The 26,706-nt window shown below is 67.3% G+C and carries 19 protein-coding genes; 4 read left to right on the top strand and 15 right to left on the bottom strand.

Annotated features, from left to right (window positions below):
- Nucleotides 1-11: 11 nt before the first annotated feature.
- The 4 genes from AC5P9C_RS06135 to AC5P9C_RS06150 all read right to left on the bottom strand — a co-directional run bounded on the left by AC5P9C_RS06135 (nucleotide 12) and on the right by AC5P9C_RS06150 (nucleotide 6,420).
- Nucleotides 12-1,208, bottom strand: a complete 1,197-nt coding sequence (locus AC5P9C_RS06135; protein WP_150826622.1) for a GAF domain-containing sensor histidine kinase — start codon at nucleotides 1,206-1,208, stop codon at nucleotides 12-14.
- Between the two features lie 150 nt (nucleotides 1,209-1,358).
- Nucleotides 1,359-5,186: an autotransporter outer membrane beta-barrel domain-containing protein gene (locus tag AC5P9C_RS06140; RefSeq protein ID WP_414614985.1), complete on the bottom strand. Its 3,828-nt coding sequence runs from the start codon at nucleotides 5,184-5,186 to the stop codon at nucleotides 1,359-1,361.
- A 243-nt stretch (nucleotides 5,187-5,429) separates the two neighbouring features.
- Nucleotides 5,430-5,663, bottom strand: coding sequence for a hypothetical protein (locus AC5P9C_RS06145; protein ID WP_141098705.1), 234 nt, complete (start codon nucleotides 5,661-5,663; stop codon nucleotides 5,430-5,432).
- A 76-nt stretch (nucleotides 5,664-5,739) separates the two neighbouring features.
- Nucleotides 5,740-6,420: a response regulator gene (locus tag AC5P9C_RS06150; protein ID WP_414614986.1), complete on the bottom strand. Its 681-nt coding sequence runs from the start codon at nucleotides 6,418-6,420 to the stop codon at nucleotides 5,740-5,742.
- Between the two features lie 116 nt (nucleotides 6,421-6,536).
- Here AC5P9C_RS06150 and AC5P9C_RS06155 point away from each other — a divergent pair, with 116 nt between their 5' ends.
- The gene (locus AC5P9C_RS06155) at nucleotides 6,537-7,196 is read left to right on the top strand and encodes a response regulator transcription factor (protein WP_326421107.1); all 660 of its coding nucleotides are present in this window, start codon (nucleotides 6,537-6,539) and stop codon (nucleotides 7,194-7,196) included.
- Between the two features lie 11 nt (nucleotides 7,197-7,207).
- Here AC5P9C_RS06155 and AC5P9C_RS06160 read toward each other — a convergent pair whose 3' ends face one another.
- Both AC5P9C_RS06160 and AC5P9C_RS06165 read right to left on the bottom strand, forming a co-directional pair.
- Nucleotides 7,208-10,549, bottom strand: coding sequence for a hybrid sensor histidine kinase/response regulator (locus tag AC5P9C_RS06160; protein WP_343543089.1), 3,342 nt, complete (start codon nucleotides 10,547-10,549; stop codon nucleotides 7,208-7,210).
- 58 nt (nucleotides 10,550-10,607) lie between these two features.
- On the bottom strand, nucleotides 10,608-13,268 hold the full coding sequence (locus tag AC5P9C_RS06165; protein WP_414614987.1) for an ATP-binding protein: 2,661 nt from the start codon (nucleotides 13,266-13,268) through the stop codon (nucleotides 10,608-10,610).
- 272 nt (nucleotides 13,269-13,540) lie between these two features.
- Here AC5P9C_RS06165 and AC5P9C_RS06170 point away from each other — a divergent pair, with 272 nt between their 5' ends.
- Nucleotides 13,541-13,726: a hypothetical protein gene (locus AC5P9C_RS06170; RefSeq protein WP_172412152.1), complete on the top strand. Its 186-nt coding sequence runs from the start codon at nucleotides 13,541-13,543 to the stop codon at nucleotides 13,724-13,726.
- Entirely contained in the window at nucleotides 13,723-14,916 is a 1,194-nt protein-coding gene (locus AC5P9C_RS06175) for a DUF389 domain-containing protein (RefSeq protein WP_313286974.1), read from the top strand. Before AC5P9C_RS06170 ends, AC5P9C_RS06175 begins: the two co-directional genes overlap by 4 nt.
- A gap of 83 nt (nucleotides 14,917-14,999) precedes the next feature.
- Here the strand turns inward: AC5P9C_RS06175 and AC5P9C_RS06180 are convergent, their stop codons facing one another.
- The 8 genes from AC5P9C_RS06180 to AC5P9C_RS06215 all read right to left on the bottom strand — a co-directional run bounded on the left by AC5P9C_RS06180 (nucleotide 15,000) and on the right by AC5P9C_RS06215 (nucleotide 22,804).
- The gene (locus AC5P9C_RS06180) at nucleotides 15,000-15,494 is read right to left on the bottom strand and encodes a fimbrial protein (RefSeq protein WP_088476128.1); all 495 of its coding nucleotides are present in this window, start codon (nucleotides 15,492-15,494) and stop codon (nucleotides 15,000-15,002) included.
- A gap of 11 nt (nucleotides 15,495-15,505) precedes the next feature.
- The gene (locus AC5P9C_RS06185) at nucleotides 15,506-15,985 is read right to left on the bottom strand and encodes a fimbrial protein (RefSeq protein WP_343540465.1); all 480 of its coding nucleotides are present in this window, start codon (nucleotides 15,983-15,985) and stop codon (nucleotides 15,506-15,508) included.
- A gap of 8 nt (nucleotides 15,986-15,993) precedes the next feature.
- The gene (locus AC5P9C_RS06190) at nucleotides 15,994-16,488 is read right to left on the bottom strand and encodes a fimbrial protein (RefSeq protein ID WP_197638668.1); all 495 of its coding nucleotides are present in this window, start codon (nucleotides 16,486-16,488) and stop codon (nucleotides 15,994-15,996) included.
- A 1-nt stretch (nucleotide 16,489) separates the two neighbouring features.
- A complete protein-coding gene (locus AC5P9C_RS06195; protein WP_343540472.1) occupies nucleotides 16,490-17,536 on the bottom strand; it encodes a fimbrial protein in 1,047 nt (348 codons plus the stop codon).
- Nucleotides 17,537-17,541: 5 nt separating this feature from the next.
- Nucleotides 17,542-20,223, bottom strand: a complete 2,682-nt coding sequence (locus AC5P9C_RS06200) for a fimbria/pilus outer membrane usher protein (protein ID WP_343540462.1) — start codon at nucleotides 20,221-20,223, stop codon at nucleotides 17,542-17,544.
- Between the two features lie 41 nt (nucleotides 20,224-20,264).
- Nucleotides 20,265-21,005: a fimbrial biogenesis chaperone gene (locus tag AC5P9C_RS06205; protein ID WP_343540460.1), complete on the bottom strand. Its 741-nt coding sequence runs from the start codon at nucleotides 21,003-21,005 to the stop codon at nucleotides 20,265-20,267.
- Between the two features lie 60 nt (nucleotides 21,006-21,065).
- Nucleotides 21,066-21,650 carry a fimbrial protein gene (locus AC5P9C_RS06210; RefSeq protein ID WP_088476134.1) on the bottom strand — a complete coding sequence of 195 codons (585 nt, stop codon included), beginning with the start codon at nucleotides 21,648-21,650 and terminating at the stop codon, nucleotides 21,066-21,068.
- A gap of 254 nt (nucleotides 21,651-21,904) precedes the next feature.
- Entirely contained in the window at nucleotides 21,905-22,804 is a 900-nt protein-coding gene (locus AC5P9C_RS06215) for a GlxA family transcriptional regulator (protein WP_343540457.1), read from the bottom strand.
- Nucleotides 22,805-22,960: 156 nt separating this feature from the next.
- Between AC5P9C_RS06215 and AC5P9C_RS06220 the strand changes: the two genes are divergently transcribed.
- The gene (locus tag AC5P9C_RS06220; RefSeq protein WP_343540455.1) at nucleotides 22,961-23,764 is read left to right on the top strand and encodes an SDR family NAD(P)-dependent oxidoreductase; all 804 of its coding nucleotides are present in this window, start codon (nucleotides 22,961-22,963) and stop codon (nucleotides 23,762-23,764) included.
- A 59-nt stretch (nucleotides 23,765-23,823) separates the two neighbouring features.
- Here the strand turns inward: AC5P9C_RS06220 and AC5P9C_RS06225 are convergent, their stop codons facing one another.
- The gene (locus AC5P9C_RS06225; protein ID WP_329853015.1) at nucleotides 23,824-26,469 is read right to left on the bottom strand and encodes an excinuclease ABC subunit UvrA; all 2,646 of its coding nucleotides are present in this window, start codon (nucleotides 26,467-26,469) and stop codon (nucleotides 23,824-23,826) included.
- Nucleotides 26,470-26,706 lie beyond the last annotated feature (237 nt).

The raw sequence follows: 26,706 nt of genomic DNA on the forward strand, positions 1-26,706 counted from the left end.
GGCGCCCACCTTCATGTGCGCGCCGCGGTCGGCATCTGGAATGTGAACATAGTGCCGTCGCTCTCACTCGACCGCACGTCCAGTGTTCCGCCGTGGGACTTGGCAATTTCCGATGCAATGTAGATGCCCAGGCCAAGCCCTGGCCTGGGCAGTTCGCCCTGCTCACGCGAAAATGGGCTGAAAATCGTCCCCAGCCGCTCAGGCGCAATGCAGCCGGCGTTATGCACATCCAGCGTGAGGCGATGGGATGCGGCCTGGACTCTCAGCGTGACAGGCGCGGAGCGCTCGCCGTGCTGGGCTGCGTTGGTCAGCAGGTTGGCCAGCAGCTGCGACAGCCTGCCGGGATCGCAGACCACGCTGCCCTCGATCCGCATCTGGACGTTGATGTCCTGCCGACCGGTAGCGATCGCCACTTCTTCTGCAACCTGTTCAAGCTCCGCCTGCAAGGTGTGGCTTTCCTGGAGCGAGACCGGAATGCCTCCTCCCAGCCGCCCCCTGGCGAAATCAAGCACATCACCGATGAGGCCATCCATCCGGGTGACGCCGGCAGCGATGTGCGCGAGCATCCGCTGCTGGCGCTCGGATGTTGCCTCACGTTCCAGCGAATCGGCGGCCACGCTGATGGCCTGCAGCGGGCTGCGAAGGTCATGGCCCAGTACCGCGATGAACTGATCGCGCAGATCGGAAACACGCTGTGCCGTTGAAAGTGCTGTCTCTGCCTCCAGCAGCTGATCCTCTTTGTCGAGGTAGTTGCCAACGAGGTCGGCAAGCAGCTCCATGGATCGCTGGACGTGCGCCTCATCGAAGTTGCCCGGCGACGAATCAATGGCACACAGGGTGCCGAAGAAGCTGCCATCCGGCCGATGGATCGGCACGGAGGCGTAACTCTCCAGCCCGTAGATCCTGGGCGTATGGTGTTCGGAATACAGCGGGTGTGCACTGGCGCGCGCGAACACCACGGAGGTCGATGACTGCCTGATCTCGTCACAGAGGGTGGTTTCGAGGACCAGTTGCCCGCCCGGAACGAGCCCGAACCCCAGGGTATCCAGGGTGGCGCAGGCGGTCCACGTGGTTTCTGTCACCCGGGCAATCGCGGTGAATCTTGAGCCTGTGATATGGGCGACGGTCTCAAGGATGCGCGGCACTGCTTCAATACGACCGATCTCAGCGATGTCATTCAGCAGGTGGGGATCGGTCAGTGTGTGCATGTAGTGGCAGTCGGGCGCAGTGGTGCATCATCCCACGAATCAGCCCGGGCAGCAGACACGCCCCTGGATGCCTGCTGGACTGCGGTGCTCGCTGGCGCGCCATCAGATGCGGGGTCGCCGCATCTGATGGCGGACACCGGCGGCTCGCCCTTACCAGCGCACCTGCAGGCCGAGGTTGCCGAACGCGCCTTCCCGGCTGGCACCACTGCCGTTGCCCATGGAGCGCTCGCGCCCACCAGAGATCTGCAGGTTGAAGCGCTCATTCAACCGGACGTTGACGCCAGCGCTCAACGACGCTCGGTTTCCACCCGCCTCCAGGGGAATCTGGTCCTTGCCGGCGTACGTCACTGCCGAGCGCGCATCCGATTCATGCCACACATCGGCGGCGAGGTACGGCGCCCACTGCACGCCGCCCGCGCTCTGGAACTGCCAGCTGCCGTTGATGCCCAATCGCCCGCTCAGCCCCTGGGTGCTGCCAAGCGACACCCGCCCTGCAGCATCCTGCCCTGCATCGAAACGCACCTTCTGCCAGACCAGCTGGACTTCAGGCTGCAGCGTGAACTGCCCGGTGCCGGCCTGCATGACAAACGGATAGCCGGCCTCGAGCGATGCCAGGTAGCCGTCGCCACGGGTGTTGAGGCGAACCGGGCCCGCGTTGGCGGAACCGCCGTAGCGGGTCAGCTGGACGACGGCATCCAGATAGCCGCCTCGGCTGCCAACGCCGGTCAGGGTCAAACCAGCGCTGGTGGCCTGCAGCTCGACGTTGCCGGTCGCCCCACGCACATAGCGGGTCCGCTCATCATTGGTATAGATGCCGTCGACCTGCACATTGCTGCTCGCGTGCGACAGGTAGCCGCCCGCCTGCCAGCGGGCGCCTGCCGACGGGACGGTCTGCCAGAAATCACTTCCAACCTGCAGCGCGTTGAGCCTGCCCTTGGCTTCCGGCGCAACCATGGATTCGTACCGGTTGTGCAGGTCGCGGGTTGCCACACGCACCCAGGCAGCACGCGGCCTGTCGCCCGCAGCGGCGGCCTGCGCCCTGTCGCGCCGGTTGCCCATCGCCAGTGCACCCAGTTCGCGCGCCAGCGGCTGGACCGTACCGTAGGTCGCCAGCTCGCGGCCGAAGATGGGCAGGGCCACCGGAGGCACCGGGTTGGTCGGGTTGGTCGGGTTGGTCGGATTGACCGGGTTGATGGGATCGACCGGATTGACCGGATCAGTCGGATCGACCGGCTTGATCGGGTCAGTCGGATTGACCGGGTCCGTCGGATCGACCGGCGGCTGCACGACGAAGGCGTTGCGCAGGTACCAGTTTTCGGCCGACTTGCCTTCTAGGTCGCCGCGGAAGAGTCCATACCCGAATGCGCCGTTTCGTGCATAGTTTCCGAGCTTGAAGGCATCGGCCGACGTGGTGGCGCCATTGATGGCGGCAACCACCAGGATGCCGTCCCCGACGGTGTGGCCTTCGGTGCCGCTGGTGTTGTGAACGCGCACGGTGGTGCTGCCGCTGGCGCTGCCGCCATCGATCACCAGCTGGCTGCTGGGCGATGCGTCGTCGCCCAGCCAGGTGTTCAGTTCCAGCTGCCCCTGCTGGCCCACGTAGTTGCCCTGGATGGTCAGGCGACCGTAGTCATTCCCGCTGCCCGGACGGATCACGCCGGCGTTGACCACGTCACCGTGAATGGTGCCGTTGCCGCTCAGGGTGGCATTGCTGGCCACTTCGGTCGCCGACCGGAGGCTGCCATCGACCTGAAGTGCACCGGCAAGCACACGGGTGGCACCGGTGTAGGCCTGGTCATCGGCGATGCGCAGGGTCCCCGTGCCCATCTGCACCAGGCCGCCCGTTCCGCTCACCGCATTGTCCAGCAGCACGTCGTCGCTGCGGTTGAATTCCAGCCAGCCCTGGTTGTCGATTGCACCGGTCACGCTGCCGCTGGTGCCACCGTTGCCCAGGCGCAACGCACCGGCCGCGATGAACGTGCCGCCGGCGTAGCGGTGGTCAGCGTCCAGCACGGTGGTGCCCGATCCGATCTGGCGCAGCGCGCCATCGCCGGCGACACGCGCCGAGAGCAGGAACGTATCGCTGCGGTCCACGTCCAGGTAGGTGCCACCGGCCAGGCTGACATCGCCGCCCAGCGTGCCGCGCGAGCCGCCGTCACCGATCTGCAGGGTGCCGGCCGCCACCCGGGTGCCGCCGCTGTGCGCGACGTCGCCGGACAGCACGACAGTGCCGCCACCTGCCTGCAGCAGCTCGCCGCTGCCGGCGATGTTGGCGGACAGGGACATGCGGTCACCGCGGTTGAGGGTCAGCCGCGCGTTGTTGACGATGTCGCCCGCCACGTTGCCGGCTGCGCCGCCATCGCCCAGCACCAGTTCACCCTGTTCGATGCGGGTCACGCCCGTGTGGGTGTTGTCTGCGGTCAGGGTGAGCGCGCCTTCGCCGCGCTTGATCAGCTGGCCGCCTTCGCCGTGTAGCGCCGTGGCCAGGGTGACAGCGTTGCCGTTGGTGTCCAGCACCGCGCCCGCAGCCCCCAGCGCTTCCAGTCGCGCGGAGATGTCTTCGTCGCTGCCTGCGGCCCACTGCAGGCCGCCGCCATCCAGGACAATGCTGCCGGCGCCCAGGTTGCTGCCGGACTGGAATCGGATCAGGCCCTGATCGACGCGCGTCGAGCCGCTGTAGGTGTTGGCACCGGTCAGGGCCAGCACGCCCTCGCCGGTCTTGGTCAGGGTGCCTGCATTTCCGCTGACCTGCCCGCTGACGGTCATCACGGCATCATTGCCATCGACGCGGAACGCATGCTCGCCGCTTGCGGCCAGCACCACCGGAACATCAACCTGCATGTCCTGGCCTGCGGCACGGTTGCCCAGCACGCCATCGTTGAAGTTGATCACGCGCGTGCCGGCGCCGGCGCCCGCCAGGATGCTGCCAGCATGCAGCGCACCCCCGTCGAGGGTGATGTTCGAGGACACGGTCCCTCGGGTGCCGGTGCGGTTGCCCAGGGTGATGGCATTGGCCAGCACGGTGCCGCCCTCGCCAATGGAGAGGCGACCGTTCGAACCGCCGGTGCCAGCGGTGCTGCTGCGTTCGCCGATCATGATGGTGTTGGCTTCGAGCACGCCCCGGCCCAGGCTGAGGGTGCCCGTTGCGGTGGCATCGCCATAGGGCGCGCCCGCGATGTTCAGCGCGTCCACCTTTGCATCAAGCACGCCTCGGCGCAGGTCGACAGTGCCGGTGGCACCGGTGTAATTGCTGCTGTTTCCCGTACCAATGTTCCAGGTGCCTACGGCGCTCTCCCCGTCGGAGCCACGCAGGGTGAGGGTTCCGTCCTTGACCGAGTCCTGGAAGACCAGGGTGCCGCCGCTCTGGTTGCCGCCGAGCGTGATGCTGTCGGCGTTGATCGTGTTGTTCTGGCCCAGGCGCACGGTGCCTTGATTGGTCGCCGCTGCACTGATGTTGCGGCCGACATCGCCAATGCCAAGGTGCGATGCGCGGATGAGGTTGGTATCCGAAGCCAGCACGACCGTACCGGTGGTGGTCCCGGTCTGATCCCGTGTGCCGCCCATGACGCGGCCACCGACGTTGAAGTCGAGGCTGGCATTGTCGAACACGTAATGAGAGAGCCCGCTGAGGTCCAGATTCTGGGCGGCGCGGTTCGCGGTGCCGCCGATGTAGAAGGCATTTCCCTGCTGGACCAGCGTACCGCCGTTGCCAACGACGACGCCGGTGGCGCCATTGGCAACAATGATGTCCTCGACAACCCGCGTGCCATCGGCAACATCAACCGGGGCGCCGGGGAACTGCAGCGTCTCTGCACCTGCGGCACCGCCCCATGCCAGCGCGACAGCGACGGCCAGCTGCAGCGGGCGAAGCACGGTACGGCTGCCCGCGTGGGCGCGACGGCGACGGGTGGCGAATTCGGAGGCGACGACCCATCGACCGGCGGCCGCATTCCAGACGATTGAATGAATCTTGTTCATGAGGCTCTCCTCGAAGTGAAATGAAGGCTGGAGGGCTTCCTGGAGCGTTCGGAGGAACCGAAGGGGAAGCACTCAGCGGACACTTGCGAGGTTAGTGAGGGCCACCTGGGAGTCGAATCGGACTCGTCCCAAAAGCGGGGGGACGCGGCGCTTCAGGCCTGCCCGAGGCGCTGCGCGCGTGCGCCGCCCGCCCCGGCAGATGCCACCAGGGTGCGTTGCAGCGACCATGCCTGCTGGCAGACGTCAAGAATCGTGTTGAGAAGCGTTCTGCTTTGCAGGGCCCCGTGCCGGGCCCGAAGCTTGGCCCGCTTCGCTGTCACTGCAGCGGTCCTGCCATTGGCGGCGCAGCGCTCGGCGCAACTGCGGCGAGGCAAACAGGTACTGATTGAGGCAGTCCAGGAAGCTCGCCTGCGAGCTGGCCGAAAGCTCGCTGAATCGAAGCAGCAGCAGCGTTACCAGAAAATTGGGGTCGGGCACGTGGTCACCGGTTACAGGGGTGTGCCCCACCGAGAATACGAACGCTGCAGCGCAAGACCATCGGACAATGCCTGAATCAGTCCGATTCTCCACCGGCGCCTGCACGGGCGCTCTGCGATGCCTGGACTAGCCCATGCGCCAGCGCGTACTCGAACACGTCCGCGTCTCGCTCCAGGCCAAGCTTGCGCATGGCCGCCATTTTCTGCGTGCTGACGGTCTTGCTGCTGCGCCCTACCCGCTCGGCGATTTCCCGGATGGTCAATCCTTCGGCGAACATGCGCAGCACTTCTGTTTCCCGCTTTGACAGTGCGGACGCACCAGTGGCAGGTGCTTCGGCCACGTGGGCGAGCAAACGCTCAATGGCCGGAGAGACGAACGGCTGGCCGGACCGGGCCGCATGCACCGCAGGAACCACGTGCTCGAGCGAATCGCTCTTGCTCACGATGCACGTCACCCCGGCGGCCTGGATGGAGCGCAGGACCAGCGGACTCTCCATGCCGGTGAGCACCACCAGCTTCAGGTTGGGAAACCGCCGCTGCAGGAATCTGAGCAGGGTCACGCCATCGCCGTAGCGCCCGTTCGGCATCGAAAAGTCACAGACGGCCACGTCCACCGATGCGGCGCTCAGCAGCGCAACCAGTCCGGTCGAGTCGCTGGCCAGGCCAGCGACCGCGATGCCGGGTTCGGAGCGCAGCAGCATTTCCATGCCGGCCAGCATCACGGGATGGTCGTCGGCAACGACCAGGTTCAAGGCCATACAGTCATCCTCTTGGTTGCAGGTATCGCCGAGCGTGCCACCACGCGGTCGCCTGGCCTATAGTTGCGGCGGCGGTTCGCCGGTGTGGCGGGCCAACTTCAGCGCGGGGCTGTTGCATGTCTCATCCGATCATTCGTGTAGCCATTGCAGACGACCACCCGGTCATCCGCATGGGAATCGAGGCCGCAATCGATGCGGTTCCCACGCTGCAGTGCATTGGAACGGCGTCCGACTCCTCGGAGCTGGTGGCGCTGCTGGACAGTACCGCATGTGATGTCGTGGTGACCGACTACGCCATGCCGGGCGGCACGCACGGCGACGGGCTCGCCCTGCTGGATACACTCCGCGAACGCTACCCCGACCTGCGTGTGATCGTGATGACGGGCATGGACCAGCCGGTGGTCATCCAGTCACTTTATCAGCGCGGCATCACCCATATCCTCAGCAAGGCCGATGACACCAGCCATGTTCCGGCGGCCATCGCTGCGGCCTGGGCCAACCGGCGCTACCTCTCGCCGTCGATCGCGCAGATCTTGCCACACCATGCCGCAGCGTCAAGGAAGACAGCGCTCTCGCCACGGGAACGTGAAGTGCTGACGCTGTTCGTGTCGGGGCTTGGCATCAACGAAATCGCCGAGCGCCTGGACAGGCGCAAGCAGACCATCAGCACGCAGAAGCGGATCGGGATGGCCAAGCTGGGCATCGACAAGGAAGCCGATCTCTTCAAGTTCGCGACGGAACTCGGCCTGCGTTCAAACGGCCCCGACCCGGACTGATCGGCGTTCGCTCACGAGCCGTCCGGCAGGCCCTCCCGATAGCTGTCGATGAGCGCGGACAGGGACGCGAGCAGCGCCTGCAGTTCGGCTTCATCCACCTTGTCGTGCTCGCGCAGGTGGTGCTCCACGGCCCCGAAGCGCTCGCCGAGCGAACGTTCCCCCATCATCAACAGCACGCCCTTCAGGGAATGGACCTTGTCCAGCAGCGCGGCCTGCTGCCCTTCCCGCAGCGCGGCGGCAAGGACGTCAAGATCACGCGCGCCGCTTTCGACGAACAGGGCCCGAAGTTTCAGCGGCAGCCCCTGCCCCGCGGCCGGCGCGGGTGCCTTGTGGTTGCTGGCAGGAACGTAACGGTCCAACGCCGCTGACAGCCGTTCCAGATCCAGGGGCTTGAGCAACAGCCCATCGATGCCCGCCTGCCGGCAGCGCTCCCGCTCGCTGGCCAGCGCGGTTGCGGTGATCGCCAGGATCGGCACCTTTTCCCCGCGTGCACGCAGCGTCTGGGCCAGCTCGTAACCGTCCATCACCGGCATGTTGATGTCGGTCAGCACGACGTCCCAGCTGTCCGACGGCCACAGGCTCAGTGCGGCCTGGCCATCCTCGGCGGTGCCCACATGCCAGCCGAGCTCTTCCAGCTGCTGCTGGATCAGCTCGCGGTTCACCGGATTGTCCTCCACCAGCAGCACCCTTCCCCGTCCCGCCGGCGGCCGCGCCTGCGCGGCGACCGGCGATGGCGCGTCCGCTCCCATCGCATCCTGCAACAACGCGCGCAGCAGCGCCGGGCTGGAATAGCTGGTGACGTGCACGCCATCAGGACGGCGTTCGGGGGCCAGGGGGCCGCTCGGGTACGCGCGCACCAGTCGGGCGTGGAGGCTGCACAGCGCCTGCTCATCCTCCTCCGGCCATGCGCGGCGCTCGCCGAAAATCAGCAGCGTTGTCGTTGCGGCATCGGTGGGCAGCGCGGCCGGACGATCAAGGACGGTCAACCCTGCGCCCCAGCGCTGCAGGACCTGCCCGATTTCCTGCCGCCACTCCGGCGCTGCGGAAAGCAGCGTCACCGTGGTGCCCGACAGCGGCTGGTCACCGCCATGCGGCGCATCGACGGGGTGAACCGGCACCTCCAGGGTGAACACGGTGCCGACGCCCAGCGTACTTTCGGCCTGGATGCTGCCGCCCAGCAGATGCGCAAGTTGCCTGCACAGCGCCAACCCCAGCCCGCTGCCACCGTAGCGTCGGGACACGCTGGCATCGCCCTGCTCGAAGGGACGGAACAGATGCGCAAGCTGCTCGTCGGACATGCCGATGCCGGAGTCCACGACCCGCAGCCGCAGCACGCTCTGGTTCGGTTGCAGGCAGTTCCCGAGCCCGGCGTGCAGCGTGATGCGCCCGGACTCGGTGAACTTCACCGCGTTGCTCAGCAGGTTGTTGATGATCTGCCGGATGCGATGCGCATCTGCCCGGTAGGCATCCTCAAGCTCGGCGTCGATCATGTAGAACAGCTTCACGCCCTTCTTGTGCGCCTCGGGCGCATACAGCAGCGTGGCCTGCTCGATCAGTTCACGAACGTTGAAGTGCGCCGGGTCGATATCCAACTGCCCGGCCTCGATCTTCGAGAAGTCGAGCACATCACTGATGATCGCCATCAGGGAGTCCGCCGACAGCCGGATGCGCTGCAGGCGTTCCTGCTGCGCAGGCTGCAACGGTGAGCGTGCCAGTAGTTCCAGATGGCCGAGGATGCCGTTGAGCGGCGTGCGGATTTCGTGACTCATGGTGGCGACGAAGGCGCTCTTCGCCCGGTTGGCCGCCTCCGCAGCGGCGCGGGCATCCTCGGAATCGCGACGGGCGCGCTCCAGGGTCTGCTGCAGTTCCATCTGCGCCGTGACATCACGCAGCGCGCAGACCCACACGGTCTGGTCGCGATAGCGTGCGATGGCCAACGCCACCTGAAGCTGGATCGGCGCTGCACCCGCGTCGTGCAGCGTCCAGTTGAACTCCTTGCGCGCTCCGGGCAAGGCATGCGCCTGCTGTACCAGCGCGGCATAGAGCGCCGGGGTCGTCGAATCGCCCGCCAGCTGCGTCGCCAGTTCGCGTGCGACCTGGTTCTGCAGAAGGGGAGCACCATCATCGCAGCTGAGCAGTGCCAAGCCCACCGGCGCCGTGCCGATGATGGTCTGGCTGAGCGCTTCGCTTTCGTAGACGCGCGATGCCTCGGCCAGGGCCGGCGCCATGACCTTGCGCTCCACCCGCCAGAGCAGCAGCCAGAGTGCTGCGATGATCGACAGTGCCGTCAGCAGCCGCGCAACGATGGCCATCCCCTGGTCGCGCCACAGCGCGCTCCAGTCGTAAAGACGCGTGAAGCGCCAGTCCGTCCCTGACAACCCCCCGCTTACCGCAAACAGATGCTGGAACGACAGCCGTGTCACGTTGCGTGTGTCCTGCTGCGCCAGCAGCGGGCCAAGCGCATTGGCCTCCCGGCTGAGGGGGCCCTTTGCCAGCACGACTTCACCGGTGGGCCCGGTCAGCAGATAGCTGCCGGCGGCGGTCGCTTCCAGGCGCGAGCCGATGCTGCTGATCGGCTCGAAGGTGACCCGCCGGAAATAGGGCGTGGTGCCCTCGGCGAGGGTGAGAATACCCACCAGCGAGGGCCGGCCATCCAGCGGGTTCCGCCCGAACAGCGAGGCCAGGCGATGGCCCTTGGCGGCGCTTTCCATCGGACCGGGATCTGGAGATTGCAGCGGCGCGTGGCGCTCGATGCCCTTCAACAGCGCGAACGCCTGTGCCCGCGAATCTGCGCGCAGCCCCCGCAGCAGCTGCGCCTCGTCAACCACGCCGGGCAGTGCCATCAGCCGCGCCTGCGGGTCATAGCCATACACCATGGCCGGGCTGTTCCCCTGCATCGAACTGATCGCCGCAGTCGTGTACAGCGAGTACTGATAGATCATGCCCAGATAGGCTTCCAGCTCAGGCTGTGGCATCGGCCGCTCGGGATCGCCCAGCACCAGCCACGGCACCGATGCCGGACCTTCTGCCCGGACCACCGTTCGCATGCCCTGCGACAGGTAGTTGGCCACCATCGGCCGACCCAGGCGCCGCAGTTCTTCCCGCTGCCCGCTCCACATCACGTCGTTGGCGTTCACGCTTCCTGCATACGCACGGTCACGTTGCACCAGGAAATAATCGATCGCGCCGCGGGCCTCGAAGAACTTCTGGCGCTCGCGGTCATGGAATTCGCCTACGCCGGCAAAGATGCTCACCGCTGTGGTCAACAGCACCAGCAGCGTGATCAGCCCCCCTCCCCCCAGCAGCAGCCGGCGCTGTGAACGGTGGAGTGCCTGCAACGGGGCGGAAGGCAAGTCAGGCGAGGCCGGAGGCATGGCATTCCCGCGCACGGGCAAGGGGGTGGCCATGAATCTAGTGCATGCCCCTTTCCACCGCCAGTGTCGGCACGCCCCGCTGTGAGGAAACCAGCAGGGCCTGCAGCAGGCCATCACTGGAATAGCAGGACACGCGCCACGCATTTCCCCGCACCTGCGGCTTCAGCGGACCGTCGGCAGACACCAGGATCACCCGCCGCCGTCCCGCCCGCGACGCCACTTCCGTCCGCGCGGGACTTCTCTCGAATGCAACGAGCGGAACGTGCGCTTCCCAGTGTTCAGCGGGCCAAGCGTCGGCCTCGCTCACGATGATCACGGTGGCGCCCCAGCGTTCAAGCCGGCGCCGCAGCTCGTCCCGCCACCCGCTGGCCGAGGAACTCAGGAGCACCGAGCGGTCAGCCAAGGGCAGCGTCCCGGCAGCCGGAACCGCCTGGACCGGTATGCAGAAGGTGAAGACACTGCCGACGCCGGGCGTGCTGCTGGCATGGATGGTGCCCCCCATGCAGCTGCTCAGTTCACGGCACAGTGAAAGCCCCAGCCCAGACCCGCCGAAACGGGTGATGATGCTGGCGTCCGCCTGCACATAGGGCTGGAAGAGCCTTGCCATCTGCGTCTCCGTCATGCCGATGCCGGAGTCGATGACCTGCAGCTGCAGCTGGGAACCGTCCGTATCGGGCACCCAGTCAGCCCTCAGTTCGACACGACCGGACGGGGTGAACTTCACTGCATTGCTGACCAGGTTGCGCAGGACCTGCTCGATGCGTGCCTGTGGCCCGACCAGCCTGGCCGGCACTGCATCATCGACCATGACGTCCAGTACCAAGCCCTTTGCTTCGGCCAATGGCGAGAAGAGCAGCGCGACCCGCTCCAGCAGCGTCACCGGTTCGAAGGTCTCCGCAACCAGGTCCAGGTGCCCGGATTCCGCGCGGGAGAAATCCAGCACGTCGTTGATGATCTGCAGCAGCGAGTCCGCGGCCTGGGTAATCCGCCGAAGCCGTGCCTGCTGGTTGTCGTCCAGCGCAGAGCGGCCGAGCAACTCCAGGTGACCCAGGATGCCATGCAACGGCGTGCGGATCTCGTGGCTCATGGCCGCCAGGAAGCGGCTCTTTGCGCGGCTGGCGGCCTCGGCCGACTCGCGCGCCTGCTTCTGCTGCTGCTCCAGTTCGATCCGCGCACTCAGGTCGCGCACGGCGCACAGCAGTACCATGCGCCCTTGATAGCTGGCACTGGTCGCCCCCACCAGCAGCACGACAGGCGCCTGGCCGTGGGGATCCGCCACCGACACCTCGAACTCGGCGATGGTGGTATCAGGCAGCAACAGGATCGCCGAGGCCTGGTCGACCATCCGGGCGTAGAGCATGGCGCCGCGTCGCTCGGCGGCGGCGGCGAGCTGACGCATCATGTCGTTCTGCACCACCGGGTCACCGCTGTGGCGATCAAGCAGGCACAGGCCCACCGGTGACAGCTGGATCAACGCGCGGCTGAGCTGTTCGCCCTGGTAAACGCGCGCGGCGCGTGCCAGCGCGGGCCCGAAGGCGCGCCAATGCAGCCAGGCCAGCAGCGTCCAAAGACCCAGCAACAGGCCGAACGCCAACGACGCGGCGGCGATGTACAGGCGTTGCCCATCGGCAATGACATCGGCGATGCAGTACGTGCTGACCAGCGCCCAGTCGGCTTCCTCGATACGGACCACCTGGAAGAAACGCAGCCCTTGGCGGAAGGTGGCCAGCGTGCGCCCCTTGTGCTCCGCGTCCAGAAGATGCCGGGTCACCTCGCCCAGATCCAGCGCTTTGGGGCTGCCGGTGCCCGCCACCACGCGGCCGTCGCCGGTCAGCACGAACGACACGCCACCGTCGGCGATGCGCATTGCCCGGGACAGCGGTGCCGTTGATTCCAGCGTGACGAACGTACCGATCATCGTGGCACCGTCACGCGCCACCAGGGCACTGGCGATCGCCGGAGCCCCCGAAACCGGATGGCGCACCAGTTCCATCCGGGTGGCGTGCGTGCCATACGCCTCCGCGCCGTCGACGCCGGTGCGGGACAGCGCCGCGAGCCGACCGATGAGCTGCGCACGGTCCTTTTCTCCCGTGGCCGACAGCAGATGCTGTTCGCTCATACCCTCGCCGAGTACCAGAAGCTGGCCGCGCGGATCAAGAAAGAAGCTCGACTCCGATTCGCTGGACCGGCCGCCGGCGCCGCCCAGCCGGCGGATGATCGACAGCGAGTGCGCCAGCATGAGATAGCGATCCAGGCGATCAACGGGCCAGGCATCGGTGCCGGCACCCAGCACCGTCTGCGGCACGCTCTCGGTGCCGGCGGTCATGACGGCCCGCTGTCCGGCACGGAGATAGTTGGCACGGTCCACTTCCAACGTCCGCGCATCATTGTCCGGGCGATGCCGCCAGGCGTACTCGGCCATGCTCAACAACCGAAGGTGGGCCGCATCCGACGCCGCCAGGTGGGCCTCGACGATGGCACGGCTGCGCTGCAGCGCTTCCGACCGCCGCGCCGCAAAGCCATCTGCGTGGAACAGCGCCAGCGCGATCAGCCCGGCAACGATGGCGATGCTGAGCAGGCAGCCGCCGCCCAGCAGCACGCCGCGCTGGTACTTGCGGAGCGCAGCGAGGTCGCAATCGTCGGTAGCATCAGGCGAGGCGTCCTGGCGCAGGTGTGCGGAGCGGAAGAAACGGAACATTGTCGCTGTGGATGCGCCCGCCAAGGAACATGCGGGCCATCCCGGAGGAAGTGAAAGGGAGCGGCCACCCTATCGGCCCCTGGCAGACAGCCACATAGGACGCGGCTGACTTTCTGCCGCGCTGTGGCGCAACGCGGCCGCACGGCTGGCGTGGGTACGTGGACGTTCGCGTCACGCGTCGGATCCCTGGCGGAATGGGCGTCGTCCGATGGGCTGCTGCAACACGCTGGTTGACGATAGGTGTTCGACCCTCTTTGTTCCCAGGCATCTCCATGGCAGATCTTTCCCGACACACCCTCATCTACACCGAGTACGGCCACTGGAATGTCATGCGCGGCCGTCAGCTGCTTGGCGGCCGTACCTGCCTCGCAGAGGCGCTGGCCCTTCTGGACTACTTCCACCGGCTGCAACGGGCCGAAGCGCTGCATTCACCCGCGCAGCCGGGAGCGGATCGATGAGTGCCGTGCCAACGCTGCTGGTGAGTGTCCTGGCATCCGCCCACCATGGCTGGAGCCGGTGGCGCAACCGCATGCTTGCCGCCGTCGACCACGATGCCGTCATCGCCAACGTGAGTGACGGTGGCGGGCTCAGCCCGCGCTTCACGTTCATGGCAGTGATGTCCTGCGGTATTGCCATCCTGGGGCTGCTTCAGTCCTCCGGGGCCGTCGTGATCGGTGCGATGCTGATCTCGCCGCTGATGGGCCCCATCGTGCAGCTGGGTTTTTCGCTGTGCGTGGTCGATTTCCGGATGATGGGCCGTGCACTGCTTGCGCTGCTTGTGGGCATAGCGCTGGCGCTGCTGACCGCTATCTGCATCGTATGGCTGTCGCCGCTACGCGAGGCGACCAGTGAGATCCTTGCACGCACGCAACCCACCCTGTTCGACCTGCTGGTGGCGCTGCTGTCAGGGCTGGCCGGCGGCTACGCAGTGATTACCCGGAAGGGAGAGGCCATTGTGGGCGTTGCAATTGCGACCGCCCTGATGCCGCCGTTGGCAGTGGTCGCGTTTGGGCTGGCGACGGGCGACATGCGCGTGGCTGGGGGCGCGATGTTCCTTTTCATGACCAACCTGCTGGCGATTGCCCTGAGCGTGACACTGATTGCCAAGTGGTACGGGTTCGGGATGGAGAACTCACCTCGCCACACCGCCTGGCAAGCGGGGGTGATCGCCACCACGTTCATTCTGCTGGCGCTGCCGCTGGGACTGGCCCTGCGCGAGATCGGGCAGCAGACCTGGGCCGCAAACCAGGCCCGCGCCGTGGTTACCCGGTACCTGGGCGATCGCCGTGCGTCGATTGAACACATGTCCGTGGTGCGTGCCGAGCATCGCTATGTCATCGACGTGGTGGCGCTGGTCCCGGCCTATATCAACAATGCCCAGGGCAATCTGGCAGGTCGGCTGTCCGCGCGGCTGGCGGCCCCGGTATCCCTGCGCGTCAGGCAGACCCTGGAGGCCAACGAGGACGGACTGCGCAACCGGGCCGATATCGATGGCCTGCGGCTCAACGTTGCCAGCCTGTCTGCCGAGACCCGGGCGCTGCGTGTCGAGATGGATGAGATCGTGGCGGAACGCTCACGCGTGCTGCGTGAGGAAAGCGCTGCAGAGGAGCAGGGCGATGGATCGCACAGCGCGGACAGCCTCCGCTAGCGAGGCGCCGCTGCGCGCAGCAGCCCGGTCCTGCGCCTGAAACGCGAGGGGACGGCCCCGGGTGCCGTCCCCCACCCGCGTGATCAGTTGTACGTCATGGTTACCGTGATCGGTCGGCTGACCGTACCGGCCGATACCGTTGCGCGGCTCTGCACGAAGCGTGCGCGGAATGCGTGCGTCGCCGCAGCCGTGGCCATCTGGGCCGTTCCGCCAGGGGCGACGCGGGCCCCGCTGCTGGTGTACTGCAGCTCGACGCCGATGCCAGGCACACCCTGGAACAGCTGGGCATTGCTGGTGTCGGCGGTGCCATCGAAACGCAGGGCAACCCGGGTCACCAGCGGGTCACACTGGCTGACCACAACATTCACCGGCTGGAACGGCGAGGTATACGCGCCGGTGAACAGTGTTGCCTGATAGCTGCCCAGATTGACGTCGGCCACGGCGATGCGGCAGACGCCCGGCAGAATGGTGCCGGTGAGGTTGAACGTGGTGGTCGTCTGCGCGGCCGCGTGGCCTGCAGCGAGCAGCGAGGCCAGCGCCAGCAGGATGGGAGGCAGGCGGAGGGCGACAGTGCACATCGGCTGCAGCCTCAGTTGTAGGTGAGCGAAACGGTGATGGGACGCGTCACGCGGCCCGCGCCCACCGTTGCAGCGGACTGCCGGAAGCGCGCACGGTACGGATACACGCCGGCGGCGGTGGTGTACTGGGTACGGCCACCCGGTGCAATCGGCACGTTCACGGCACCGACCACGCGCACCAGTTCGATGCCTACGCCGGGAACCCCCTGGAACAGCGACGCGTTGCTGCTGTCGGCCGCACCGGTGAAGGTCATGGCGACCCGCAGCACCTGCGCGTCGCAGTCGCTGACGGTGCCACTGAAGTCCACATAGGCCGTGGCATAGCTGCCGGTGAACAATGACGCCTGATGGGACCCCAGATCCACATCGGGGAACGCGACCTTGCAGACGCCTGGCAGGATTTCACCGGACATGGTGAAGGCCTGGCTGTCCTGCGCGTGCACCGTGTCAGCGCAAAGCAGCAGGCTCAGGGAGAGAAGCGGACGGAACATGGGAGACCTCAGTTGTAGGTGACCTGGACAGTGATGGGGGTACGGATCGCACCGGCGGTGACATTGCCGGTGCGGACGAGTAATGCGCCGAGATCGAGCTGGCCTGCCGAACCGCCGCTGGTGGGCCAGTCAAACGCGGGTTGGTTGGGTGCATACAGCGTGCCGGTGGCACTCTGCAGTCGGATGGCCAATCCCCGCACACCGCCGGTGGCCGGGATGGCGAAGTAGCTGGCATTGCTGCTGTCGGCGGTGCCGACGAAGCGGACGTGCAGCGTTCGCAGGTCGTCGCTGCAGTTCTTGCGCTCCAGCACGAAGGCCACGGCGGGTGACTGCGTGCTGGTGGCGAAGTACGTTGCCTGGAACGTGCCCAGATCGACGTCCTGCACGCTCAGCTGGCAGGTCCCGGCCAGGAACCTGCCGGTGAAGCGGACGGTGAGGTCCGCCGCCGCCACCGGCAGGGCGGCCCCGCACAGCAGCGCCAGCAGCAGCCATCGTGCGTGCATGTCAGTAGTACTCCAGGGTAATGGTGGCGGCCCCGTTCGCCTGTCCCGATGACGCGGCAGCGGCGTAGCGGGTATAGCGCGCACGCAGCATCAGCGTGTAGGACGCGTTGTTGGTTTCGCTCAGCGCCAACCCGGAATCACGCATGCTGCCAAAGCCCACCGACTCGTCGGCCGCGGTCCCGATCTGGATGCCGATGCCGGTCGCCGTGGTACTCACGCCGTCGCTCTGCAGCGTCATCACCGAGCGCGCGCTATCCGCCACGGCCGTGACCGGATCCACGCGGAAGCGGAGGGTGTTGTCGACGCGCCCATTGGCCGTCTGTACCGTTCCCGTGGTGAGGTTGCCGCGGTAGCGGCCGTAGAACGCCGGGCAATTGCTGAGCGTTACCGGGATGTTGACCCATCGTGTCCCGCTGCCGACGGTGGGAATCTCCGTCACGCGGTGATCGCCAAGATTCACCGAAATGTCTGCAGCGGTGCAGGTGCGGGCAACAATGGACAGCGAGCCCTGCACCCAGCCGTTCCAGAGCTGGAGTGCGCTGTTGGCGCCGGTCATGCGGTATTCGAAGCGCGGCAGGTTCGCGCCAGTGATCGTGCCGGCCGTTATCGGTCCGGTCTTGATCAGGCTGACGTCGAAGGATTGAACAAGGTCGATCAGCGTGCCCGTGGTCACCTCCGCGGAAACCAGCATCGGAAACGGGTTGCCGCTGAACCAGACCGCCACGCCGACGCCGGGAAGATTCGTGTTGTATACGGTTCCGTAGCGCCCGTGTACGTAGCCCGAAGGCCCGTACGGAAGCGCGGTGTACTGGCGGATGCGATCGGCCCTGCCCGGTGTGCAGTAGATCTGGTTGGTGGGCCCGGCGTAATAGGTGGCCCGGTAGATTTCGGTGCCGACCGGCACATCCGGACCGACAGTGATGCTGCCACTGAGGTTGGCGATGTTGGTGAGTGTGGTGGTGCCGGCGTTGAAGCGGCAGTTCTGCGCAAGCGCAGGCGCTGCGGCCATCAACAGGACAAGCGCGATCAATCGCGCGACCAGAGGCATGCGAATCACGGTGCGTTCTCCTGGAAGGTGGTGGTAACCCGGCGCGCGGGCGGCGCGTCACCGTTGGCATGGACGACGGGGGATCGGCATTGCGCGCTGAGCACGGCGTACTGGCCGCTGACAGGGCCGTCGGGAATCTGCACGTCCACCACGCAATGGTGGTCGGCGCCCTCGCCCCATTGCACCTGCACCGGCCCGGACGACTGAAGGCCACTGAGCAGCAGGCGGCTGCCCTGCCCCACCACGCCGACCGTGGCGCCGCTGGCATCGGTGGCCTCCGCGCCGAACGGTAGCGGGCGCCCGTCTTCGGTCTGCGTGTCGACCATCAGCCCACGGCTGGCGCGCGTACTGAAATCGAGCTTCACCAGCGCGCCGGCACGCGGCGCCACCGCGCGTGCGGTTTCCTGCAGCTCCACGCTGTAGCCGGCCCCCTTGGGGTCGAGCGAAATCGTGTTCAGCTGGTACGGCGTCAGGTACGGGACCACCGCAAACCCACGCCTGTCCACGCGGGATCCGCCGCTGTTCTCCACCCGCATTCCCGCCGCGCCGGGCGCGTGCACCAGCGCGACCGTGTCGCCCAGCGGCGGCGACAGGGTCAGCCCACCCGCGTGGAGCACCAGCCCGCCCGACGCGCCAAGGCCCATCTGGGTATAGCCAGGCCCCCGGCTGAGATTGGCCGCCACCTGGCCGCGGCCGCCGCGATAGCCGCCGTTGACATCCAGGGCGTTGCCACCGCCGATACGCGCCAGTGACACGCCGTAATTGACTCGGTCGTCGCGGGCCCACAGCCCGCTGGCTGACAGCTGCGTGGAGGGATCGGCATTGTCGCTGCGGGTCTGGGTGGCATTGAGCTGTGGCGCACGGGGCGTGCGCCCCAAGGGCACCGACAGCATGAGCATCAGGCGATTGTCAGCCCGCCCCATCTGTGGACGCGGCGCCGCATCCGCGCCGGGAATGCGATCCTGCAGGAAGCCCGGCATGAAATCGATCGAATCGCGCGTGCGCTGGAAGTTCAGGCTGTAGCTCAGCGACTTCCACTGGTTGCTGTAGCCCACGCTCAGGTCAAGCTGGCGGCCAGCCGTGTTCCAGAAGTCGCGCCGCGTCCCGATGACGAACAGCTGGCCTCCGCGCTCCCCCAGGCGCTGGTTGACGCTCAGGTCCATGCGGTTGCGCTGGCGCGCCACCGCGTCGATGCCAAGATCACGTGCCTGTGCGTCACGCAGGCTGGCCCAGTCGCGCACGCTCACGTAGCCACGCGTTGCATAGCGGTAGGCCGCGATGGCAAACGAGGTGCCGGTGCTGGCGATGCTTCGATTGTAGGCCAGGCGAAAGCTGCTGCCGGACAGCTCAGGCAGGCCGCGTACACGGGCCTGTGACAACGACGCATCCATTGCCAGCGCACCGAATCGTGTATTGACCGCACTGCCGGCCAGCACCGAGTGGTAGTTGTCGCCCACCACCGCGCCGCCGTAGGCGCTGACCACATTGGACAGGCCGCGCTGGTACTGCAGCTGCAGGACGTCCGGCGCATCGAGCAGCGAGGCCTCGGCAACACGACCGGCCGCTACCGACCACCGTGACTGGCCCGGACGCAGCAGTTGCGGCACCGCCGAATACGGCAGCGTGAACCGCCGTGAGCGGCCGTCGGCTTCGACGACTTCCACGTCGAGATCGCCGGCATACCCGGTCGGGAACAGGTCGTTGATCTCGAACGGTCCAGGTGCAACGCTGGTTTCCAGCAGGACGTTGCCACGCTGGCGCACGATCACCCGGGCGTTGGTCTCGGCGATGCCACGCACTACCGGTGCGAAACCGCGCTGTGACTGCGGCAGCATGCGGTCGTCGCTGCCCAGGCGGGCGCCACGCAGGCGCACGCTCTCGAACAGGTCGCCCGCAGTGGACGTGTCGCCGACCATCAGCTGCGCCTTCCACGGCACGATGTCGTGCATCAGGTAGGCGGCCGCTGACCGGTAGCGCTGCGGCTGGCTGCCACCGCGCGTCATCGCGCCCTGGTGCACCAGCTGCCAGCCCGCCACGCGGCCCGAGGCGTTCAGGCCAAGGAACCCGGAGTAGGTCGGGGCAGCGCCATTGCTGTAGCGATAGACGTTGGCGTTGTAGCCCAGCGACAGCGCCGCCACGCCGGCATCCCACTCACTGGGGTCGACATGGCCGCGCGCTTCGCTGCGCAGGTACAGCTGCGGCACCTGCAGATCCAGGGTCTGGCTGCCTGCATCGAAGGACGCCGTGGCACCGGGCACGCGCTCGCCCAGGTCACCACAGAAGGGTTCGTCCGGCCAGGCCAGGGCCGGCTGCCGGGCTTGGTCGGCGTGCAGGCGCTCCGGCGCGATGCCGTAGCGCTTCAGCGCGGCCGGGTCCAGGCACAGCCGCGAGACGCCGTCCACCTCGCGGTAGACAATGTCCGCACGCGCTTGCCACTGGCCGTTCAGACGCACGTCCCCCCGGTAGGTACCGGGCGCAACGTAGTCTTCCTGCGAGAACCGCTGCAGGTCCAGGCGCGAGGACGCCCCCACCGGCAGGAACGCGGCGTCGAACTCGACATCGTCCGGGCTTTCGTTGCCGGCGCTCGCGACGGCCGGGGCAAACAGGATGGCGGCCACCACACCCGGCAGGCGGGCGCGCTGGAACCGGCGGGCGCCGGCAGCCGGCGCCCGGGAACGGGCGTTCATGATGGATTCTCCGGCGGTGCGGTGCGGTGGCGGTGCGCGGCTCAGGGCTGCAACACGGCCTCGGTGGGAACCAGCGCGCCGAAGTCATTGATGACCGTAACGGCAGCCTTCAGCTGGCCCGACGGGCGCGCGCGCAGATCCTTCAGCGGGAACTCGGCCTGTGAGAACGGCGCGACCATGCCGCCGCCCTGCCCGCCCTGTTCCTGGCCGCCGACATCGAGGCTGACGTTGGCAAAGTTGACGTGGAACGGGGTCGGATTGTCGGCACGCAGAACCAGGCCGTCCTTACCGGTGCGCAGGGTCCAGCGCAGCTTCTGGTAAGCCAGCACCGGCTCCCCTGCCAGGTTCGACGGCCGGTAGAACACCTTGATGCGGGTGCGGAAGGCGAACTGCAGGATGTTGGCGCTGGCAGTGCCATTCTTCGGGGGAATTTCCAGCATGTTCAGCCAGTACAGCGTTTCCCGGTCGGCCGGCAGGCCCGCGCCGGTGAACATGATGCGGGTGGTCTGCTGCTTCTTCGGGTCCAGGCGGAACACCGGTGGCGCGACCACGAAGGGGGCTTTGGCGGTATCCGGCGTGGACTGGTCATCGCCATCATCCAGCCAGACCTGGACCAGCGTCGCGCGCTCGCCTTCATTGATGAACTTGAGCGTGACTTCCTTGTCCTGCGCGGGATAGACCACGCGGGTACCGCCGATCACGACCGACGCATGGGCCGCCGGCGAAGCCAGCGCGACGAGCGACAGCAATGCAGCAGCGATGATGCGATGGAGGGCGTTCATGGGTCACCTCGGAACGGGAAAGGAAGGAGGCCGCCAGCGCCCGCCGGCGACCTCCCGCGATCAGTTGTAGACAACCTTGTAGTTGACGTACGACTGCACGAAGCCCGGGGCCGCAGCGCCACCGTTGGCGACGTACTGGCTGGCCATGTCGATCGTGGCGGTGTTGTTGGTGATGGTCACCGGATCGGTCTTGAACGACGGATCGCGCAGGTCGACCACGGCGTTCTTGTACTTCACCTGGATCTGGGTGTTGGCTGCCGGCGCGTTGGCTTCCTGGTTGCGCAGGTTGCCGTTGCTGGCGTCGACCTGGCCGGCAGCCGGGTCGAAGTACAGCTCGGCGACCTTGCCATCCAGGCACGTGCCCTGGCCGGGGCCACCGATGATCAGCTGGAACGGGTGTTCACCGGCAACGTCGCCGGCTGCTGCCAGCTGGTTGGCCTGCACCGCGCTCATCGGAACGGTGACGTTGGTGGTGCCGATGGCGCCGGCGCCACCGGAAATGGTGCAGGTCAGGTCGGTGACTTCGCCGGTGAACTCGATGGTGCCCGAGCCATAGGACTGGGCGCTGGCGGCCGAAGCGGCCAGCAGCAGGCTTGCAGCGGAAGCGATCGGAATGAGCTTCATGATGGTGGTGTTCTTCTTCACAGATGTGATCCGCACGCGGGCGGCAAGAAACCACCGCCGCCGAAGCGGCGGTGGCCGGGGACGGATCGGACACTTGGGGAGAAGGTCCTGTCCGGCCAGCCGGTGCACGGCTGGCGGAGAGAATCCTATGTAAGGCCCCCGGAGCGCTCTATCGGACCGGGCCTAGATTTGCCTGGCGTGCGCCTTCAGCGCCGCCCGGTGCGCGCGGCGTGCCTGGAACGGCCAACGACCGCCCCAGGCGCGCACGAAGAGACTCAGTCCGCCCCGCCCCGTGCGTTGCGCCGCAGCGATTGCGGGGGCTGGCCGAAGGCGCGCAGGAAGGCACGTCGCATGCGTTCGGTATCACCGAAGCCCGTTTCAGTCGCGACTTCATCCATCGTGTAACGGCTTTGCTCGATCAGCACACGCGCGGCCTCCACGCGCAGGCCCTCCACTGCCTTGGCGGGGGATTGCCCGGTTTCCTCGCGGAACGCGCGACTGAACTGGCGGGTGCTCAGATGCGCGGCCTGCGCCAGCTCTTCAACGGACAAGGTGGCGCGCAGGTTGCCGCGCGCGAAAGCCAGCGCGTTCTGGATGCGATCGGACCGCGCATCCAGTTCCAGCAGCACCGAATGCTGGGACTGCCCGCCTCCGCGCCGGTGGTAGATCACCAGCTTCCGGGCCACCGCCCTGCACAGATCCGCACCGAAGTCCTGCTCGATCATGCCAAGCGCCAGGTCCAGCCCCGCACTCATGCCGGCGGAGGTCCAGATCGGGCCATCGGTGATGAAGATGCGATCTTCCTGCACCTGCGCGGCGGGAAAGCGCTGCCTGAGCGTACGTGCGTGGAACCAGTGCGTGGTGGCGCGGCGCCCGTCCAGCAACCCCGCTTCGCCGAGAAGGAATGCGCCGGTGCACACCGACGCGGTCCGGCGCGTGCGGGCGGCCGCGTGGCGGATCGAATCAATCAGCGTGCCGCTGGACGGGGCTGGCTCCAGCAGGCCGGCCACGATCATGGTATCCAGCGGCTGCTGCGCAAGCGGCGCTGTCTGCATGGCCATGCCCAGCGAGCTGGGCACCAGCCCGCCCTGCTCGGACAGCATGTGCAGATCGTAAAGGCGCGCACCTTCGGTGGCATTGGCCAGTTCGAAGGCGGACGCCGCGGCGATCGCCATGGTCTGGAATCCGGCCGGCAGGACACATCCAACACTGAGCATGGCGGGTTTTCCGGCGTGACCTGAAACGAGGTATATACGACATTTACGCCCTGCACAAGCCAGCCTAGAGTCTGCCCTGACCCCGGCGACCCCCGCCGGTTTGGACCGACTCCTGTGAACGACCCTACCCATCACGGCACCGCCCTCATCACTGGCGCATCGTCCGGCATCGGGGCGATCTATGCCGATCGCCTGGCCCACGCCGGCCATGACCTGATCCTGGTCGCGCGACGCGGCGACCGCCTGCGCCAACTGGCCGAAGCGCTGGCCGGCAGTACCGGCCGCACGGTGGACATCGTCGCCGCGGACCTGACCACCTCCGACGGGCGTGCCGAGGTTGAAAAGGTCATTCAAGGCCGAGCGGACATCCAGGTGCTGGTCAACAATGCCGGCATCGGCGCTACGGCGCCCCTGCTGCAGTCGGACATCGGCGAAATGGAGCGCATGATCACGCTCAACGTGAACGCCGCGATGCGCCTGGCCTACGCCGCAGCGCCGGTGTTTGTGGCCCGTGGCCGGGGCACGATCATCAACATCGCCTCCATCGTCGCGCTGGCACCGGAGCTGCTCAACGGGGTCTACGCGGGAAGCAAGGCGTTCCTGCTGGCGTTCTCGCAGTCGCTCCACCATGAACTGGCCGACAAGGGCGTGCGTGTCCAGGTTGTCCTGCCGGGTGCCACCGCAACGGACTTCTGGCACCTTTCCGGCCTACCGGTGGAGCACCTGCCACAGGGCATCGTGATGAGCGCCGAAGCGATGGTGGACGCGTCGCTGGCCGGTCTGGCACAGGGTGAAGTCGTGACCATTCCCGCGCTTCCGGACATCGCTGAGTGGGACGCCTTCGAGCACGCACGCAAGGCGATGGCACCGGGCCTTTCGCGCGCGCAGCCGGCGCAGCGCTATCTGGGCGGGGCCTGATCGGCGAACGCGTTGCAGCCGCCCGGCGTGGCGCAGTGCGCTGGCCGGGCATGGCGTCGCTACAGCGCCAGTTCCCTGGCGAGGAACGGCGCTGTCCTGCTGCCCTTGGCGCGGGCCACCTGGCGTGGCGTACCCTTCGCCACGATGGCGCCGCCCGCGCCGCCTGCGCCCGGGCCGACGTCAATCACCCAGTCGGCCTGTGCCACGGAACGCATGTCGTGCTCGATCATCACCACGGTGTTTCCCGCGTCCACCAGCCGCTGCAACTGCACCAGCAGCCTGTCTGCGTCCAACGCATGCAGGCCGGTGGTGGGTTCGTCCAGCACATAGAGCGTGCGACCGCGTTGGCTGCGCTGCAGCTCGGTCGCCAGCTTGATGCGCTGCGCCTCGCCCCCTGAAAGCTCCGTGGCCGGCTGGCCGAGCCGGAGATAGCCCAGGCCGATCTCCTGCAGCAGCTGCAGCGGCCGGGCGATGGCGTCTTCACCGGCGAAAAATGCCTGTGCCTGGTCGACCGTCATCTGCAGGACCTCGGCGATGTTGCGGCCGTTCCAGAGCACCTTCAGCGTGGCCTCGTTGTAGCGGGCACCATGGCAGGCCGGGCACGGCGCATAGACGCTGGGCATGAACAGCAGTTCGACACTGACGAATCCCTCGCCTTCGCAGGTCTCGCACCGGCCCTTGGCCACGTTGAACGAGAAGCGGCCGGCGTCGAAGCGGCGACGTCGCGCGTCCGGGGTCGCGGCGAACAGCTTGCGCACGTGATCGAACAGGCCCGTGTAGGTGGCCAGGTTGGACCGGGGCGTGCGACCGATCGGTTTCTGGTCCACCTGCACCACGCGCTGGATGGCGTCCACATCGCCGGCCAGCTGGCCCCGGGTAGCCTCGATCACCGTGGGTCCCTCGGCCGGCGCGCTGTCGGCGCTGTCGTCCACCGGCTCGTGCCCCAGGTGCAGCAGCATCAGCTCAGGCAGGGCCTGCGCCATCAGGCTGGACTTGCCCGAGCCGGAAATGCCGGTCACCGCGGTCAGCACTCCCAGCGGCACCTGCGCGTCCACGCCCTGCAGGTTGTGGCGGTGGATGCCTTTGAGCTCCAGCCAGCTGCCGGCGCTACGTTGCCGGCTGGCAGGCGCAGGCACCTGGTCGAACAGGTACTGCGCGGTGCGCGATGCCTCGATGCCGCGCAGGCCGTCGGGCTTGCCACTGTAGAGAACCCGCCCGCCGTGCTCGCCCGCCTGCGGCCCCACGTCCACCAGCCACTGTGCACGCCGCATCAGTTCCAGATCGTGTTCAACGACGAACACCGAGTTGCCTCCATCGCGCAGGCGGTCCAGCGCGTCGTACAGCGCCTGGCTGTCGGCAGGATGCAGGCCGGCTGAGGGCTCATCGAGCACGTACAGCACGCCGAACAGCAGGGAACTGAGCTGCGTGGCCAGCCGCAGGCGCTGCAGCTCGCCGGCCGACAGCGTGGGCGTGGCGCGGTCCAGCGAGAGGTAGCCCAGGCCCAGGTCGCGCAGCTGCCGCACACGCGCCATGACGCCGCCGGCCAACCGCTGTGCCGCCAGGCGCTTTTCTTCGGACAGGGCCGAGGTCAACCGTACGTCGGGGGCGCCTTCGTGGGTCGCGTGGCCGCGTGCTGCCCGCTTCGCGCGATCGCGGGGCGTCGCACTCCTGCGCGTGCGTGCGCCGTGGCCGTGTGTACTGAAGTCACCCTGCGCAATGGGCTCGAGCAGCCCGGCCAGTTGATCCAGCGGCAGCCGCATGAACTCACCGATGTCCAGACCGGCAAAGGTGACCGAAAGCGCTTCGGGCTTCAGGCGCTTGCCCTGGCAGGCGGGGCACAGCTTGCCTTCCATGTAGCGCGATACACGCTTGCGCATCAGCGCGCTCTGGGTAGTGGCGAAGGTGTGCAGCACGTAGCGGCGGGCGCCGGTGTAGGTGCCCATGTAGCTGGGCTCCAGCTTGCGCTTGAGTGCAGCACGCGTCTCGGCAGGCGTGAAACCGGCATAGACGGGCACGGTCGGCGTGTCCTCGGTGAACAGGATCCACTCCCGGTCCTTCTTCGGCAGCTTCTTCCACGGCACGTCGATGTCGTAGCCCAGGGTAACCAGGATGTCGCGCAGGTTCTGGCCATGCCAGGCTGGCGGCCAGGAGGCGATGGCGCGCTCGCGGATGCTCAGCGACGGGTCCGGCACCATCAGCGCTTCGGTCACTTCGTAGACGTGGCCCAGCCCATGGCAGGTGCTGCAGGCCCCCTGCGGCGTATTGGGCGAGAAGTCCTCGGCGTACAGCATGGGCTGATGGGCCGGGTACGCGCCTGCACGCGAATACATCATGCGTACCAGGCTGGACAGCGTGGTCACGCTGCCCACCGATGAACGTGCGTTGCTGGCACCACGCTGCTGCTGCAGGGCCACCGCCGGCGGCAGGCCGTCGATGGCATCCACGTCGGGCACGCCCGCCTGGTCGATCAGGCGGCGCGCATACGGTGCGACGGATTCAAAGTAGCGACGCTGGGCCTCGGCGAAGATCGTGCCGAACGCCAACGATGACTTGCCGGACCCGGACACCCCGGAGAACACCACCAGGGCGTTGCGCGGAATGGAAACATCGACATGCTTCAGGTTGTGCTCGCGCGCGCCGCGGACCTCGATGCAGCCGCTGGCCGCGGCCGCACATGACGATTCGCCAAAGGGGGTGTGGGACATCTTCGTGATCCTGCTGGCAGTGAGCGGCACGCGCAACGGCGCACCGAGGCCCCATTGTCGCCGCGACGGGGTGAACGGAGCGAGGATCCTTCACTCCCGTTCTGCTCGGCAGCAGCGCGTCGCGGATCCCCGACCCCGCACTGCGCCTGATTGTTAACGCCTGTTGGCTGAAGGGTTGACACCACGTTGCCGCGTCGTTGATGGGGCCGCTCACGGCCCGGTTCCTATGCTTGGCGC

The sequence above is a fragment of the Stenotrophomonas sp. YJH_SMC_10 genome, from assembly GCF_059371555.1.